This is a genomic window from Pseudomonas sp. SDO5591_S426 (assembly GCF_054070755.1).
The window spans coordinates 1-15,151 of sequence record NZ_JBSVXD010000146.1; the positions used below are offsets into that span (position 1 = coordinate 1).

At 61.2% G+C, this 15,151-nt stretch carries 14 protein-coding genes; 10 read left to right on the top strand and 4 right to left on the bottom strand.

Going from position 1 to position 15,151, the window contains the following annotated elements:
* Positions 1–36 precede the first annotated feature (36 nt).
* Together ACW9JC_RS22635 and gcbA are read right to left on the bottom strand one after the other, a co-directional pair.
* A complete protein-coding gene (locus ACW9JC_RS22635) occupies positions 37–1,983 on the bottom strand; it encodes a methyl-accepting chemotaxis protein (protein WP_457457719.1) in 1,947 nt (648 codons plus the stop codon).
* A 52-nt stretch (positions 1,984–2,035) separates the two neighbouring features.
* The gene (gene gcbA / locus ACW9JC_RS22640; protein ID WP_457457721.1) at positions 2,036–3,706 is read right to left on the bottom strand and encodes a diguanylate cyclase GcbA; all 1,671 of its coding nucleotides are present in this window, start codon (positions 3,704–3,706) and stop codon (positions 2,036–2,038) included.
* Between the two features lie 424 nt (positions 3,707–4,130).
* Here gcbA and ACW9JC_RS22645 point away from each other — a divergent pair, with 424 nt between their 5' ends.
* The 6 genes from ACW9JC_RS22645 (at position 4,131) to ACW9JC_RS22670 (ending at position 10,897) form a co-directional block, all read left to right on the top strand.
* Positions 4,131–5,198: a DUF2333 family protein gene (locus ACW9JC_RS22645; protein WP_338584515.1), complete on the top strand. Its 1,068-nt coding sequence runs from the start codon at positions 4,131–4,133 to the stop codon at positions 5,196–5,198.
* Positions 5,199–5,201: 3 nt separating this feature from the next.
* Positions 5,202–5,759, top strand: coding sequence for an NUDIX hydrolase (locus tag ACW9JC_RS22650; RefSeq protein ID WP_338584516.1), 558 nt, complete (start codon positions 5,202–5,204; stop codon positions 5,757–5,759).
* Between the two features lie 284 nt (positions 5,760–6,043).
* Entirely contained in the window at positions 6,044–6,415 is a 372-nt protein-coding gene (locus tag ACW9JC_RS22655) for a translation initiation factor Sui1 (RefSeq protein WP_338584517.1), read from the top strand.
* A 219-nt stretch (positions 6,416–6,634) separates the two neighbouring features.
* Entirely contained in the window at positions 6,635–8,548 is a 1,914-nt protein-coding gene (gene speA / locus ACW9JC_RS22660) for an arginine decarboxylase (RefSeq protein ID WP_457457724.1), read from the top strand.
* Positions 8,549–8,780: 232 nt separating this feature from the next.
* A complete protein-coding gene (locus ACW9JC_RS22665) occupies positions 8,781–10,103 on the top strand; it encodes a type VI secretion system Vgr family protein (RefSeq protein WP_457457726.1) in 1,323 nt (440 codons plus the stop codon).
* Positions 10,100–10,897: a DUF4123 domain-containing protein gene (locus ACW9JC_RS22670; protein ID WP_457457728.1), complete on the top strand. Its 798-nt coding sequence runs from the start codon at positions 10,100–10,102 to the stop codon at positions 10,895–10,897. Before ACW9JC_RS22665 ends, ACW9JC_RS22670 begins: the two co-directional genes overlap by 4 nt.
* A gap of 11 nt (positions 10,898–10,908) precedes the next feature.
* On the opposite strand, the gene ACW9JC_RS22675 is transcribed toward ACW9JC_RS22670, so the two are convergent.
* Positions 10,909–12,255 carry an MATE family efflux transporter gene (locus ACW9JC_RS22675; RefSeq protein ID WP_457457730.1) on the bottom strand — a complete coding sequence of 449 codons (1,347 nt, stop codon included), beginning with the start codon at positions 12,253–12,255 and terminating at the stop codon, positions 10,909–10,911.
* Positions 12,256–12,325: 70 nt separating this feature from the next.
* Entirely contained in the window at positions 12,326–12,619 is a 294-nt protein-coding gene (locus ACW9JC_RS22680) for a hypothetical protein (protein WP_338584522.1), read from the bottom strand.
* A 165-nt stretch (positions 12,620–12,784) separates the two neighbouring features.
* On the opposite strand from ACW9JC_RS22680, the gene ACW9JC_RS22685 reads away from it, so the two are divergent.
* From ACW9JC_RS22685 to ACW9JC_RS22700, 4 genes are read left to right on the top strand one after another with little or no spacing between them, the layout of a single operon-like run.
* Complete coding sequence (locus tag ACW9JC_RS22685) at positions 12,785–13,087, top strand: MazG-like family protein (protein ID WP_457457732.1); 303 nt, start codon at positions 12,785–12,787, stop codon at positions 13,085–13,087.
* On the top strand, positions 13,087–13,836 hold the full coding sequence (locus ACW9JC_RS22690) for a methyltransferase domain-containing protein (protein ID WP_448106197.1): 750 nt from the start codon (positions 13,087–13,089) through the stop codon (positions 13,834–13,836). The genes ACW9JC_RS22685 and ACW9JC_RS22690 overlap by 1 nt, the downstream gene beginning before the upstream one ends.
* 12 nt (positions 13,837–13,848) lie before the next feature.
* On the top strand, positions 13,849–14,469 hold the full coding sequence (locus tag ACW9JC_RS22695; protein ID WP_448106198.1) for a DUF4136 domain-containing protein: 621 nt from the start codon (positions 13,849–13,851) through the stop codon (positions 14,467–14,469).
* A gap of 54 nt (positions 14,470–14,523) precedes the next feature.
* A complete protein-coding gene (locus ACW9JC_RS22700; protein ID WP_457457735.1) occupies positions 14,524–15,081 on the top strand; it encodes a DUF4136 domain-containing protein in 558 nt (185 codons plus the stop codon).
* Positions 15,082–15,151: the final 70 nt, after the last annotated feature.

The window sequence follows — 15,151 nt, forward strand, 5'->3', positions numbered from 1 at the left end:
TCGCAGCCTGCGGCAGCTCCTACAGGGGGCTATCTGTCAGACGCGGAAGGCTTGAACGGCGGTATGCAGGCGCCCACCCAATACCAGCAAGTTCTCCCCTTGCTCACGCCCTTCACCAATGCGCAGCAAGTTATCCCCACCCAATTGGTGAATCCGCTCACTGTGATCGCGAATCTCACTGACAGCGCCGCTCTGCTGGGCGGTGACATCGGCGATGCGGACGGCGGTATCGGAAATGGTCTGGATTGCCCCGACGATTTTATCCAGCGCGCCGTCGGCCGCCTGGGCCTGGTTGGCCGTGGCTTCGGCATGTTCGACCTGGGCGCGCATGCCTTCGACCGATTGCCGTGCGGCGGTTTGCAGGCCGGCGATCAAGGTCTGGATTTCGGCCGTGGCGCCGGCGGTGCGTTGCGCCAGCGAGCGCACTTCTTCGGCCACCACGGCAAAGCCGCGACCCATTTCCCCGGCACGCGCCGCTTCAATGGCGGCGTTCAGCGCCAGCAGGTTGGTCTGATCGGCAATCGAGCGGATCACCGTTAGCACGCCGCCGATGGTCGCGGATTCTTCGGCCAGATGTTCGATCATCTGCGCGTTGCCCTGTACTTCTTCTACCAGCGCATGCAGGCCGGTCAGGCTCAGGCCGATGACTTTCTGCCCCTGTTCCACTGCCAGCCCCGCATGACGACTGGCGTCGGCGGCCTGGCTGGCATCGCCGGCGACTTGCTGGATGGTCGCTTCCAGCTCACCGAGGGAATCACGGATCAGCGCTGTGTCACCGGCCTGATGTTCGGCGCCGCTGTGCAGTTCATTGCTCAACTCGGCCAGGGTGCGGCTGCTGCCGGCGACTTGTTCGGCGTTCAGGCGAATGGTCCCCACCAGGGCCACCAGATAGGCGCGCAAGCGATTGAGCGACGCTTCAATGTCATGCAGTTCGCGGTTGGTCTTGCCCAGCTGGATGTCCTGGCTGAAGTCACCCTCGGCCCAGGTCGAAAGGGCCGGAGCGAGGTTGGTCAGGGTGCGGGCGAGTTTGCGTTGCAAGGTATCGATCAGCAGCGCGATCAGCAGAATCAGGCCGATCATCAGCCCTTGCATCAGTCTCACCTCGCCCTGGATCTGCCCGTGCTGGGCACGCACCACCGGCTCCAGACCGGCGATGGCTTGCTGCACGTCGGCGATTTTCAGGTGCGTCGCAGTGCTGAGGTCGGCGCGTTTCTGGATCTGGTCACGGGTGCGTGCCAATTCTGCCGGGTAACGGTTGAGCAAACTGTTGAGTTCGCGCTTGAAGCCGACGCCGGCATCTTCGGCGACAGCTTTTTCGGTGTTCTCCAGGCCCATCATCGCGGCGAAATCATCAGTGTTCGATTCATTGCTGGCCGTCACGCCAAGCAGCGGTAAGGCATCGATTTGCTCGGCCTGGGTGCGAATGTTGCTGACTTCGCGCTCGACATCGGCAGCCAGTTCGCTGCGACCGCTGCTGACCAGTTTGTCCCGGGCCAGCGACAGCTTGCCCAGATGCTGGGACGCGGCGAGTAGCGGTGTCAGGTAGGCCGCGTTGCCTTTGGCGTACTGGCTGAGTTGGTCAAGGCTGGCGCCCAGTTCGCGCTCGGCCTGGAGCAACAGGGCCTGCGGGTCGCCCGCGAGTTTGCCGGCGGCGAGCAGGTCGGTTTTGCTGAATTCGTCGAGGTTCGACAGGCTGGGGCGCAAGGTTTCAGCCAGCGCCGGTGGCAACTCCGCGAGTTCCTTTTGCAGGTTGTCGATGGCCTGGCTGGCGCTGCTCAGGCGCAGGGCATCGCCGCTGCCGAGGTAGTCCTCGACATTGCGCGCCACTTCGTTCTGGAACTGCTGGGACAAACCCAGGTAACGCTCCATTAATAGATAGGGGCGTTCGAGGGCTTTTTGCGACCACCAGAGCGTGGCGCCAAGGGCCACGCACACGGCAACTAAAAGGACGGTGTTGAGATTGGTCAGCAGCTTCAGGCGCATCGCGGGACTACCAACGGCAGAATGGTAAGTGCCTGAAGTTATTGCGTTTCTGTTACAGGGTTATGACGGAAGGGGTCGATTGAGATGAAAAAGTGGCACTTTGCTTTGATGCCTGAGCGGCCTGCACGCGGTTGCGTCCGGCGCCTTTTGCCCGGTACAGCGCCTCGTCGGCCTGGCTGGCCATCGACAGGCTGTCGGAGCTTTCACACAACTCGACCACCCCGGCGCTAAAGGTGCACCACAGATCCTGCGGCTGGGCAGGGTAGTGGATTTCGGCAAAACGCTGACGGATTTCATCCAGTACGTTCCAGGCCGCTTCGAGGTCGGTGTCGGGCATGACGATGGCGAATTCTTCGCCGCCGTAGCGGCCAATGAAGTCGGTCTTGCGCAACCGCTGCTTGAGAAACAGCGCCAGGCTCTTGATCACCCGGTCGCCCATGGGGTGACCGTGGCTGTCGTTGACCCGTTTGAAGTGGTCGATGTCGAGCATGGCAAAGCTCAGCGGCTTGCTCTCGCGGCGCGCGCGGAACGAGCAGTCTTCGAGCAATTGCAGGATGTGGGTGTGGTTGTACAGGCCGGTGAGGCTGTCGCGGACCATCCGCGCCTTGAGGTTACGCGCCCGAGCCGCACGGTTGCGCACGGTAGTGATCAGGTGCCTCGGCTTGATCGGCTTGGTCAGGAAGTCGTCGCCGCCCTCGCTCATGGCGTCGAGTTGCTTGTCCAGATCGTCTTCGGCCGAGAGATAAATGATCGGCACGCTGACATAACGGTCGTTGTGGCGGATCACCTTGGCCAGTTCGGTACCGGTGCAGGCCGGCATGTACATGTCGAGGATGATCAGGTCCGGCTGGAAGTCCGCCAGTTCGGCCATGGCCTGGATCGGTTCGATCAGCGTGCGGGTGACGATCCCGGCGCTGTTGAGCAGGCGCTCGGTGTGCAGGGCCTGGGCGCGTGAGTCGTCGATGATCAGCACTTTATAAGGTTCGTACTGGGCGACGCAGGTCAGGACCTCGATTTTTTCCAGCAGGCTCGACGCTTCGAGGGTGCCGGTGAGGAACTCCTGGCCCCCGGCGCGCACGGCGGCGAGTCGGGTCGGGGTATCGGTTTCGTGCAGGCTGAAGAACAGCAGCGGCAGACGATGATCGAGACCTTCCTGGGCTTCGGCGGCCAGTTTCAGGCCAACGCCGGGGCCACTGAAGTCGACGTCCATGACAATCGCCGCAGGCAGGCGCTCGACCATCGAGGAGCGAAACGCCGCCACGCTGTCCAGGGACTGGGCGCTGAGCCCGAAGAATTCCAGTTGCTTGGCCAGGCGTTCGGCGCGGTCGTGGTCCTGCAACATCACGTAGATCGGCTTGCGCAGCGGCGGCAGGAACGTTTGGTCGAGCTGATCGCCATGCCGCAGACCGGTGCGCGACAGGCGCTGCATCAAACGGTTGAGGTCGGTGATCAGGCCGCTGCTCAGGCGCCCGCGATTGGCGTCGACAGCCTCCAGCGACTGGCCGATGTGGCGTGCCAGTTGCGTGTGTTCCGGCTGTTCGAAGCGCTCGGCGAAACGCAGCAGGCGCAGGTTGGCCTCGCTCAGTTCCGACAAATCGGTGGTGGACCACTCGCTGCGTTGCAGGCGCTGCCATATCTCAAGTATCTGACGTGCCTGATGAATTACCCGCTGGGCAAAGTGGTGCTTGAGGCGCTCGCGGCTGGGGTCTTCTGGCTCGGTCATATCCTGACTACTAGTTAGGGTGCACGCTGAGGTCGACTGGTGGCTCTATGCTAGCACCTCTTTTCAATAACATGAGAGCTGTACGTCAATAATCTGCAAAGCGGACGCATTCAGTTTCTGACTGATGAGTCGGCAATCGAATATTGATTCTCGTGAAGTGCTTGTGAGCTGGGGCTTTCAAGGGTTCTGCTGCTGTTCATGCAGCCATTTTCGAGGGCGAAAGTGAATCTCGTCTGTCAGGCTCTTTCGATTTTTGTCGGCTTAAATAGAAGCGCAATTTCGTGTGTAGGGGCCTAAGGGATTCCCTTAGGGGCTGTGGCCGGATAATTTTCCTCATTAACCCGACGTCGGGTGCCGGGCCAAGGCACGTTGTTGTATGGTTGTGGTCGAACCGATGAACCCAAGTAATAGAAAGGAAATCGCCATGCTGGACTGGAAGAACCGCGCCGGTAGCGCGCCTGAACGTGCCGCTGAGCCGAAATCGGCCACCCGCAGTTATCTGGGCGGCCTGTTGTTCAGCCGCGCGCTGGCCACGTTGATCGGCCTCTACCTGTTGGTGGCGATTGCTCTCGGTTGGTACTGGAGCCAGGAGCCCGAGCTGTTCCCGGTGCAGCAGACGGCGCAAATGGCTGCCGAGAAAGAAGGCAAGCAAATGGTGGTCGGCTACACCACGGTGGAAACCCTCAAGACCGTTGCTGGCACGTTGCTGACCAAGCAGGGCGGTTACATTTCCAACGACCGTTTCCCGCCGGGCCTGTGGATGGACAACATGCCGAGCTGGGAGTATGGCGTGCTGGTGCAGGTGCGTGATCTGAGCCGTGCACTGCGTAAAGACTTCGCCCGCTCGCAGTCGCAGTCCGCTGAAGACGCCGACCTGGCCAAGGCCGAACCGCGTTTCAACTTCGACAACAAGAGCTGGGTGCTGCCATCCAGTGAGTCCGAATACCAGGAAGGCATCAACTCCCTGAGCCGCTATCAGGCACGTCTGTCCGACCCGAACCAGAAGAGCGCGCTGTTTTATGCTCGCGCCGACAACCTGAACAACTGGCTGGGCGATGTCGGCACGCGTCTGGGTTCGCTGTCGCAACGACTGTCGGCCAGCGTTGGCCGGGTCAAGCTCAACACGGCGCTGAAGACCGAGGTCGTGGTACCGGGTGTCGCGCCGCAGGTTGACGAAGAAATCGTCGAAACCCCGTGGCTGCAAATCGACAACGTGTTCTACGAAGCTCGTGGCCAGGCGTGGGCCTTGTCGCACTTGCTGCGCGCCATCGAAGTCGACTTCGCCGATGTGCTGGCCAAGAAGAACGCCACGGTCAGCGTGCGTCAGATCATTCGTGAGCTGGAAGCGTCGCAAGAGCCGGTCTGGAGCCCGATGATTCTCAATGGCAGCGGCTTCGGCGTGTTGGCCAACCACTCGCTGGTCATGGCCAACTATATTTCCCGGGCCAACGCGGCAGTGATCGATTTGCGTCAATTGCTCAATCAGGGCTGAGTCATGGTCGATAACGCCAGAGAGGCTGCGCACCGTGCGGCCTCTGATGCTGAACAGATCGCCTGGGTCGACGAGCAGGACAACCTGCTCGGCGCACTGGTTCGTTCCGAACTGCGTGAGCGCGGGCTGATCGGGCGCGGTACCTACATTATGTTGTTCAACTCCGCCGGTGAGCTGTGCGTGCATCGGCGGACATTGAGCAAGGCGATTTATCCCGGTTATTGGGACGTGGCGGCGGGCGGCATGGTGCTTGCCACGGAAACCTATGCCGAGTCGGCGGCCCGGGAGCTGGAAGAGGAATTGGGTGTGGGCGGCGTGGAATTGACCGCCCACGATCACTTTTTCTTTGAGGACACCGGCAATCGCCTGTGGTGTTCGGCGTTTTCGGCGGTGTGGGACGGCCCGTTGATCCTGCAACCGGAAGAGGTGCTGGAAGCGCGCTTTATCCCCATTGATCAGGTCATGCAGGAAATCGAGCAAAAGCCTTACTGCCCGGACTCTTTGGCCGCATTGAAGCGCTATCTGCGCTCACGTGGCGAAGACGTCGCAAAAGAGGCATAAATTGGCGCCGATTGGCTCTTAGCAATCGGCGTTTTTGCCGTTACACTGCGCGACCTTTTCAAACTGAACCGGTATTGCTTCCTGTAGGAGCTGCCGCAGGCTGCGATCTTTTGACTTTGCTTTTGATTCAAAATCAAAAGATCGCAGCCTCGTTGCACTCGTCAGCTCCTACATAAAAGAGTTGTACCGTTTCAGTAGCGCTGCCCCTGCCTGAGTGGGGCTTCGCGGTCGATGGCACTTCCCAAGTGCTGCGACCAGTCTTTGTCCTCCCAAGAGGATTGCCGGTGGCCAAAAAAGCCGCATCCTTCGCCGCCTTAGGTGGCCTGGTATTTTCCACCGACGCAGGTCGTCATTGCCCGGATTGCAGTAAACCGGTGGACGCCTGTATCTGCAAACAGACCGTTATCCCGGCCGGCGACGGCATCGCTCGCGTGCGTCGCGAAAGCAAGGGCCGTGGCGGCAAGACGGTGACCACCATCACCGGCGTGCCGTTGGCTGAAGACGCGCTCAAGGAACTGGCGACCACGTTGAAGAAGCGTTGTGGCACCGGCGGGGCGTTGAAAGACGGGATCATTGAAATCCAGGGCGATCATGTCGAGCTACTCTTGGCTGAACTGATCAAGCTCGGTTTCAAAGCGAAGAAGTCCGGCGGCTAGCAGCCTCTGTGAAACCCACCTGCGGCTTGATCCGGTCCTGATTGTTGTCAGGCCCGGCGTCGTCACCATGGTTTTCACAGAGCCTGTTCATGACCGGTTTCTAAACTCACTGCCGTCGGCGGGGTCTACCCCCTCGTTGACGAACCGTCATTTTCATTCTTTAGACTGCGCCGGCCTGAATCCAGGCGACGCACTATGACTTCTTTATAGGGGACTTCGATGTCCGTACGACGCACACGCAAAGACGATGGCAGCCAATGGACAGTTGCGGACAGCCGCAGTGTTTACGGGATTCGCCATTGGGGGGCCGGGTATTTCGCGATCAATGACGCCGGTCGCGTCGAAGTTCGTCCGAACGGTCCGAGCAGTTCACCTATCGACTTGTTCGAACAAGTCGACCAGCTGCGCAAAAGCGGCCTGTCGCTGCCGTTGCTGGTCCGTTTCCCGGACATTCTGCAAGACCGCGTGCGTCAGCTGACCGGTGCGTTCGACGCCAACATTGCGCGTCTGGAATACCAGAGCAAGTACACCGCGCTGTACCCGATCAAGGTGAACCAGCAGGAAGCGGTGATCGAGAACATCATCGCCACCCAGAACGTGTCCATCGGTCTGGAAGCGGGCTCGAAGCCTGAACTGCTGGCGGTGCTGGCGCTGGCGCCGAAGGGCGGCACCATCGTCTGCAACGGCTACAAGGACCGCGAGTTCATTCGCCTGGCCTTGATGGGCCAGAAGCTCGGCCACAACGTGTTCATCGTGATCGAGAAAGAATCCGAAGTCGGCCTGGTGATCGAAGAAGCAGCCTCGCTGAAGGTCAAGCCACAGGTCGGCCTGCGAGTGCGTTTGTCGTCCCTGGCCTCGTCCAAGTGGGCGGACACCGGTGGCGAGAAATCCAAGTTCGGTCTGTCGGCGGCGCAACTGCTGTCGGTGGTCGAGCGTTTCCGTGCCGCTGGCCTGGATCAGGGCATTCGCCTGCTGCACTTCCACATGGGTTCGCAGATCGCCAACCTGGCCGACTACCAGCACGGCTTCAAGGAAGCGATCCGTTACTACGGCGAATTGCGCAACCTCGGCCTGCCGGTGGACCACATCGACGTCGGTGGCGGTTTGGGCGTGGACTACGACGGTACGCACTCGCGTAACGCCAGTTCCATCAACTACGACATGGACGATTACGCCGGAGTCGTGGTCGGGATGCTCAAGGAATTCTGCGACGCGCAGAGCCTGCCGCACCCGAACATCTTCTCCGAAAGCGGCCGCTCCCTGACCGCGCACCACGCCATGCTGGTGATCCAGGTGACCGACGTCGAGAAACACAACGACGACGTGCCGCAGATCGAGAACAAGGAAGCGCTGCCGGAAACCGTGCAGTGGCTGGTGGACCTGCTGGGTCCGACCGACATTGAAATGGTCACCGAAACCTACTGGCGCGCCACGCACTACATGAGCGATATCGCTGCCCAGTACGCCGACGGCAAGCTGACCCTGGCCGAAAAAGCCCTGGCCGAGCAATGCTATTTCGCCGTGTGCCGTCGCCTGCACAACTCGTTGAAGGCACGTCAGCGTTCCCACCGTCAGGTGCTGGACGAGCTCAACGACAAGCTGGCCGACAAGTACATCTGCAACTTCTCGGTATTCCAGAGCCTGCCGGACACCTGGGCCATCGATCAGGTCCTGCCGATCATCCCGCTGCACCGTCTCGACGAAGAGCCGCTGCGCCGCGCCGTGCTGCAGGATTTGACCTGCGACTCCGACGGCAAGATCAACCAGTACGTCGACGAGCAGAGCATTGAAACCAGCCTGCCGGTACACGCGTTGAACGAAGGCGAGGATTATCTGTTGGGCGTGTTCCTGGTGGGCGCCTACCAGGAAATTCTCGGCGACATGCACAACCTGTTCGGTGACACCGATTCGGTGAACATCTACCAGAACGCCGATGGCAGCGTGTACCACGCCGGTATCGAAACCCACGACACCATCGAAGACATGCTGCGCTACGTGCACTTGTCGCCCGAAGAACTGATGACCCATTACCGCGACAAGTGCGCCAATGCCCGCATCAGTGCTTCCGAGCGCACCCAGTTCCTCGATGCCCTGCGTCTGGGCCTGACCCGTTCGTCTTACCTGTCTTCCTGAGGTAAGTCCCGCTCACATCAGGTTGTCTGAAAATGTACCGCGCGCTGCGGAAATTTCAGATGACCTGGTGCGGCGGTTCTCTTTTTCCACGCGAAACGACCTACGTCCTCGGCTATCCAAGCCATTTGGTCTTCTTTTCGCGTAGGTCATTTCCTAAGTTGTACTTCGCCTCTCTACTCGGCCATGTCTCTCGGCGAGAATCCCCGGCCGCCCCTCCTGTAGAGAATCGCCGATGTTCGATCCCGTCAACGAACCTGAATTTCGTCTGGTCGTAGCAGGTCTGTCCGACGCCTTCGAGGTCCTGGCCTTTACCGGTAGAGAAGCCATCAGCGAGCCGTTCGTGTTCGACGTCGATCTGCTGATCAACGACCCGGCACTCGATCTTGCCAGCCTGCTGTACCGCTCGGCCGTCTTGCAGTTCGGGCCGGCGGGAAACAGCGTCCATGGACAACTGCATGAACTGGTGCAGCGCGACCACGGTTCGACGCTCAGGCTTTGCCATGTGCGGCTGGGGCCGAAGCTTTCGTGCCTGGCCCAGCGATTCAGCCAGCGTATCTTCAGCGCCCGTTCGGTGCCGCAAATCCTCGACCAGGTGCTCAGGGAACACGGAATTGTCGGCCAGGACCGGCGTTTCGAGCTGGACGATGATTATCAGCTGCGGGATTTCTGCACGCAGTACCGCGAATCGGATCTGCAATTCCTGCAACGGCTGTGCGCTCAGGAGCGGATTCACTATCACTTTGAGTCCCCCGCACGCGGGCACTGCGTGGTGTTCGTCGATGGGCAGACGCATTTTCCGGTGGGTGACGTGGCGGTCTTCAGGCGCGAGGGCGAACCATCGGCGGTGCGGCGCTTCGAGGTGCAGCGATGTGCCGACAGCGTGCAGCAAAGTGCTGAGTGCCACACGGATCTGGCGGCGCTGCGCAGCGGGCAATGGATGCCGCTGGCCGACCATCCGGTGAAGGAATGGAATCAGCTGTGGCTGCTGACCCATGTCGAACATCAGGGTAGCCAGGACCCGCTCAACCCTTACCGTAATCAGGTGCGCGCGATGCACTGGGCTGCACCGTTCGAGTCACCGCACTGCGCGCCGAAGCCCAGGATGCACAGCCTGCAACGGGGATGGGTGGTGAGTGTTGATGAACCACAGCCGGATCCGTCGCGTCCGGTGGCCGTGCAGTTTGACTGGTCGTATCAGGGGGAGGGGGCGACGCCCGGCCACTGTTGGCTACCGTTGGCGCCGCCGTTGCAAACGGCCAGTGGTGCGCCGTTGAGCGAAGGCGTGGAGGTGGTGGTGAGTTTCATCGAAGGCGATCCGGATCAGCCATTGATTACCGGAGTACTTCACCAGCCTGAGCAGGGTGAAAAGGCTGATGCGGTGGGGGCCGCGCCCGTCGATGAGCACCTGCCCGAAGGCGTGCAGGACTGGCTGCGTTCGGGGGAGCCTTTGCTGTTGTTGTGTCTGATGCCCGGTGGCGGCAGCTTCAATCATTGCGCGCAGGCGCTTTGCACCTGCCGGGCGGCAATGCGACTTGGCCAGAGCGGTGCGGCATGAACGCCGTGCACACGCCCGATGCGATCGCGCAATGGCTGTTGCTGGATGTGCCGGGCATGCCGCAGGCGGGTGTGATGTTGAAAAGCAGGTTTGCCCAGGCTCGATGGTTCTGGCTGTTCGAAAATACCGAATGGCATGCGTTGCATGAACAAGGCCCGGCGCTGATCGACCTGCGTAGCTGCCCGGAGTTGGCCCAGGTATGCGAGCGCGATGCTCAGCACTGGCGCGGCTTGCTGCTGGTCAGCGAGGCCTCGACATCGACGTTGCTGGCGCATCTGCGACGTATGCTCACGGTCAGTTTCGGTCTGCACCATCGCGCCTTGCTGAGTTACTACAACCCGCACACCGCCAGCTACTTTTTCGATGCCTGCGATGCTGGGGAACTGACTCGCTGGTTGGGGCCGATCAGCCAGATGCGCTGGTTTGGTGGCACTTGGGCCGACCGGGCGATTGGCAGTCAGGGCTGGCAGCAGTTGCTCAATCCCGGGGTGGCCGTCAGCCCTTTGACCGTCGAAGAAAACCTCAGCCCCCGGCAAAGGGAAAAACTGCAAACCTGCCTGCTGGAGCAGCACGCCTGGCATTGGAGCCGGGCCACTGCGACGGACTACGCGCGCCTGTGGTGCCATTTGCAGGAAGGGCTGGCGCTGGGCTTCAGCGAACGACCAGTGCTGGATGACTGGTTATGGTTGCGTCTGCTGCATCCTTACGCAGCGCTTTTGTCGCCATTGACCGGGCAAACCCAGCAGGAGCGGCTCGACAGCCTGCGCAACCGCTGGCAGGGCGATCAACCCTGAACGCCAATCGATCAGTGTGTGCGGGCGAACCAGCCATCGTTGCGGCGCAGTCGCCAGGCGATGACGCCGAGGGTCAGGCTGCGCAGCACCATGAACAGCAGGAAAGTTATCCACAGTCCATGGTTGCCCAAACCTTGCAACGCCCAGGCGAACGGCACCAGCAACACCACTGTCAGCAGCATGCCGTTGCGCATTTCACGGGCGCGGGTGGTGCCAATGAACAAGCCGTCAAGCAGGTAGCTCCAGACCGCAATCAACGGCAGCGCGGCGAGGTAGGGCAGGTAGATGAACGCGGTCTCGCGCACGCTGGTGATGTCGGTCTGCATCTCGATGAACAGGTGCCCGGCCAACAGAAACAATGCGGCAAAGCCCAGGCTCGCCAGCAACGACCAACCGCACGCCACCACCAAGGAGCGACGCAGGGCATCGCGGTCACGGGCACCGATGGCATGTCCGCACAGGGCTTCCACGGCGTGGGCCAGGCCATCGAGGGCGTGGGCGGTCAGCAGCAAACCGTTAAGCAGCAGGGCGTTGGCGGCGACAGTGGCATCACCCAAACGCGCGCCTTGCACGGTGATCAGGAAAAACACCGATTGCAGGGCCAGGCTGCGTAGAAAGATGTCGCGGTTGACCGCCAGCAGCGGCCGCCAGCTCTGCCACAGCCGTAATGCGGTCCAGACGATGTGGCCGGGGTAAGCGCGCAAGGCGTGGCGAGTCATCAACAGGCCGATCAGGGCGCCGGTCCACTCGGCGATCACTGAAGCCCTGGCCGCGCCGACCACGCCCCATTCCAGGCCGAGGACAAACCACAGGTTCAGGGCGATGTTGACCAGATTGGTGGTCAGCAGAATCGCCAGTGGAGCACGGGCGTTTTGTGTGCCGAGGAACCAGCCGACCAGCGCATAACTGGCCAGTGCCGCCGGCAGACCGAACAGCCGCGTGTGGAAAAATTCGCGGGTCATCTGGTCCAGTTCCGCCGACGGCTGCATGAACTGCAGCGCGACCCGGCTCAACGGCACGCCCACTGCGCCGAGCACAATCGCCAGGCCCATGGCCAACAGCAGGCCCTGCAACAAAATCTGCCGCAACGCCGCGCCATCGCCACGCCCGGCGGCTTGAGCCGCGAACCCGGTGGTGCCCATGCGCAGAAAGCCCACGGCCCAGGCCAGAAAGGTGTACAGGCTGGCCCCGACCGCGACGGCACCGAGTTGATGGGCATGGGGCAAGTGACCGATGACGGTGCTGTCGACCAGCGCCACCAACGGTACGGAAATGTTCGAGAGAATCATCGGCGCCGCCAGCGCCCAGACCCGACGATGGGTAGGACGGTCGCGCCAGTCGGCAATCAGGTTGGACATGCAGGCTCCTTGGGGGAGCGGGCATTGTAGCGACACATCGGCAATCTGCCGCGATCGAATGTGTGGGGTGTCAGTGCATGATCCAGCTGAGTAACCATAACCCCAGCATCAACCAGATGATCCCCATGATGAACGCCGCATTCATGAACGCGCGGATCGCCGACCACAGCAGCACCAGCCCCAGAATCAAGATAACGATGCTGATGATCGAGGTGTCCATACCCAGGGCACGAGACAAGCCTTCGACAAAGTTGCTGCTGGCACGGCTCACCAACTGGAACAGGCCACTGAGGGCGTCAACGATGAAACGGATGACGGAGCCAAGTGCCTGACCGAGCCATTCGAAAAAACCTTCTACCTGCATGGAATGAGCGTCCTGATGAATGAGATGCACGGTTGGGCCATTGATCACCATACCGAGTTCCCCACAAGCATAGAGGGTTGCGCTGTACCTGTGGGAGCCGGCCTCTCTTTGTCACTTGCCTTCACTCGCCATCCCCCCGAAGCTATACGCCTTCAGGAGAGCCCGATGAACCTTGTTGAACTGACCGAACGCCTGCACGCCATCCGTGACCGCAATGACTGGCGGAAATTTCACAGCCCGAAAAACCTGGCCATGGCCGCGAGCGTCGAAATGGCCGAGCTGGTGGAGATTTTCCAGTGGCTGACCGAGGACCAGTCACGGCAGTTGCCGGCGGACAAACTGGCCCATGCCGGCCAGGAAATCGGTGACATCGTGCTCTACCTACTGTTGCTGTGCGGCGAATTGGGACTGGACATGAATGAAGTGGTGCGCAGCAAACTGGCCGACAGCGAGCGGAGGTTCAGCTGATGAGCGACCGTCATTTCGATCAACTGGCGACCCGTTTCGCGGAAAAAATCTACGGCGGTGCCAAAGGCGCGATTCGCCTGGCGGTGTTGCAGGCCGACCTTGCCGAAACCCTGCCGGACCGACCGCTGCGCGTGCTGGATATTGGCGCCGGTCTTGGCCACATGTCGTTGTGGCTGGCCGAACGCGGGCATGACGTCACGTTGGCCGAGCCTGCCGAGCCGATGCTCGAAGGCGCCCGCCAGCGTTTCGCCGAGGCCGGGCAAACGGCGACGTTCATTCAGGCGCCGTGGCAGGAGCTACTCGGTCAGCTCACCGAACCCTACGATCTGGTGCTGTGTCACGCCGTGCTGGAATGGCTGGCCGAACCCCACGCGATCCTGCCGGTGTTGCATCAACTGACCAAGGCCGATGGCTGGCTGTCACTGGCGTTCTACAACCGCGATGCGCTGATTTATCGCAACTTGCTCAAGGGCCACTTCCGCAAGATGCGCAAGAACGACATGGCCGGCGAGAAGCAGAGCCTCACCCCGCAACAACCGCTCGATCCACGGGAATTGGCGGCGCAACTTGACGGCTTGTGGCGGGTCGAAAGCCAAAGTGGAGTGCGGGTTTTTCACGACTACATGCCGGTGGAATTCCAGGCCCGCGCCGAACTGCTGGATTTGCTCGAAATGGAACTGGCGCACCGCCGTCACCCAAGCTTTGCCGGGCTTGGGCGTTACTTGCACTGGATCTGTCGGCCGATCTGATCGGAGCCCGAAATGAAAAGTCGTACAGGGTTGTTGCTGATCTGCCTGGGTTTGGCTGCCTGTCAGGGCAGCAACCCGTATGTGGCGTCCTCCAACCCCATTCCACCGGCGCCACCGCAGGCGGCCAACACCTTCGACCGCAGCGCCTACCCGGCGCCGCCCCGCGACTATGGGCGCTATCGCAGCTGGGCCTGGCTCAACGGGCAAATGCCGCCGGGCACCGCGTGGGCGGATTCGGCGCAGGTTGCCGAAGCGGTCAGCAGTGCGCTTGACCAACGCGGTTTGCGTCCGCTGCATGACAATCGCCCGGCCGACCTGTTCGTCAGCGCCGATCTGCGGATGGAAACCCGTTTGCGCCAGGTCCGCGATGACTACTACGACGGTGGCTACTACGGTGGTTATGGCGGTTACAACCGCTATGGCAGTGGCTACGGTGGCTACGCCACAGTGCCGATCATCCGCACCTATCAGGAACAGGTCGTCGTGGTGCGTGTGGATCTGTTCGATGCGCAAAGCGGTCAACCGGTGTGGAGTTCCAGCGCCGAAACCAGCAACCGGGGCACGCAGAGCCAGCAAGTGGATGCCATACGGGAGGCTGTAGAAAAGGCAATGTCGGCGTATCCTCCCAGTTAGCTTCTGTAGATAAGAAGCATTTCGCAGGTTCATGTCTTCAATCGGAGAATCATCATGTTCCGCCGTTTCGTTTTACTGGCAGTGGTCGCGCTGCTCAGTGCCTGCGCCGCCAACCAGGTCAATCATGACTTCGATGCCAGCCGCGACTTCGCCGCCTATCGCAGCTGGAGCTGGAAAGAACCGGTCCTGCAATACCGTCCCGATGACCCACGCATCAAGAGCGACCTGACCGAGCAGCGCATCCGCCAGTCGGTGGCCGATCAACTTGATCAGCGCGGCCTGCGCCCCGCCGCTGCCGGTGCCAAGGGTGACTTGAGTGTGCAGACCTACCTGATTGTCGAAGAGCGCCAGCAACAAGTGACCACCAACTATGGCGGCGGTTGGGGCAACCCGTGGAACGGCTACTGGGGCGCGCCGATGTACAACGAAACCCGTCTGGTTAATTACAAGGTAGCGACCATCCAGATCGACCTGCTCGACGGCAAGGACGGCAAACTGGTGTGGCGCGGCAGCGACGAGCAGATACTCAGCCGCACACCGAACCCTACCGATCGCAGTAATGCGATACGCGAAACGGTGACCCGGGTATTGGCGAACTATCCACCCAAGTAAACAACACATATCCCCTGTAGGAGTGAGCCTGCTCGCGATAGCGGTGTATCAGTCAGCATTTGCGTCGACT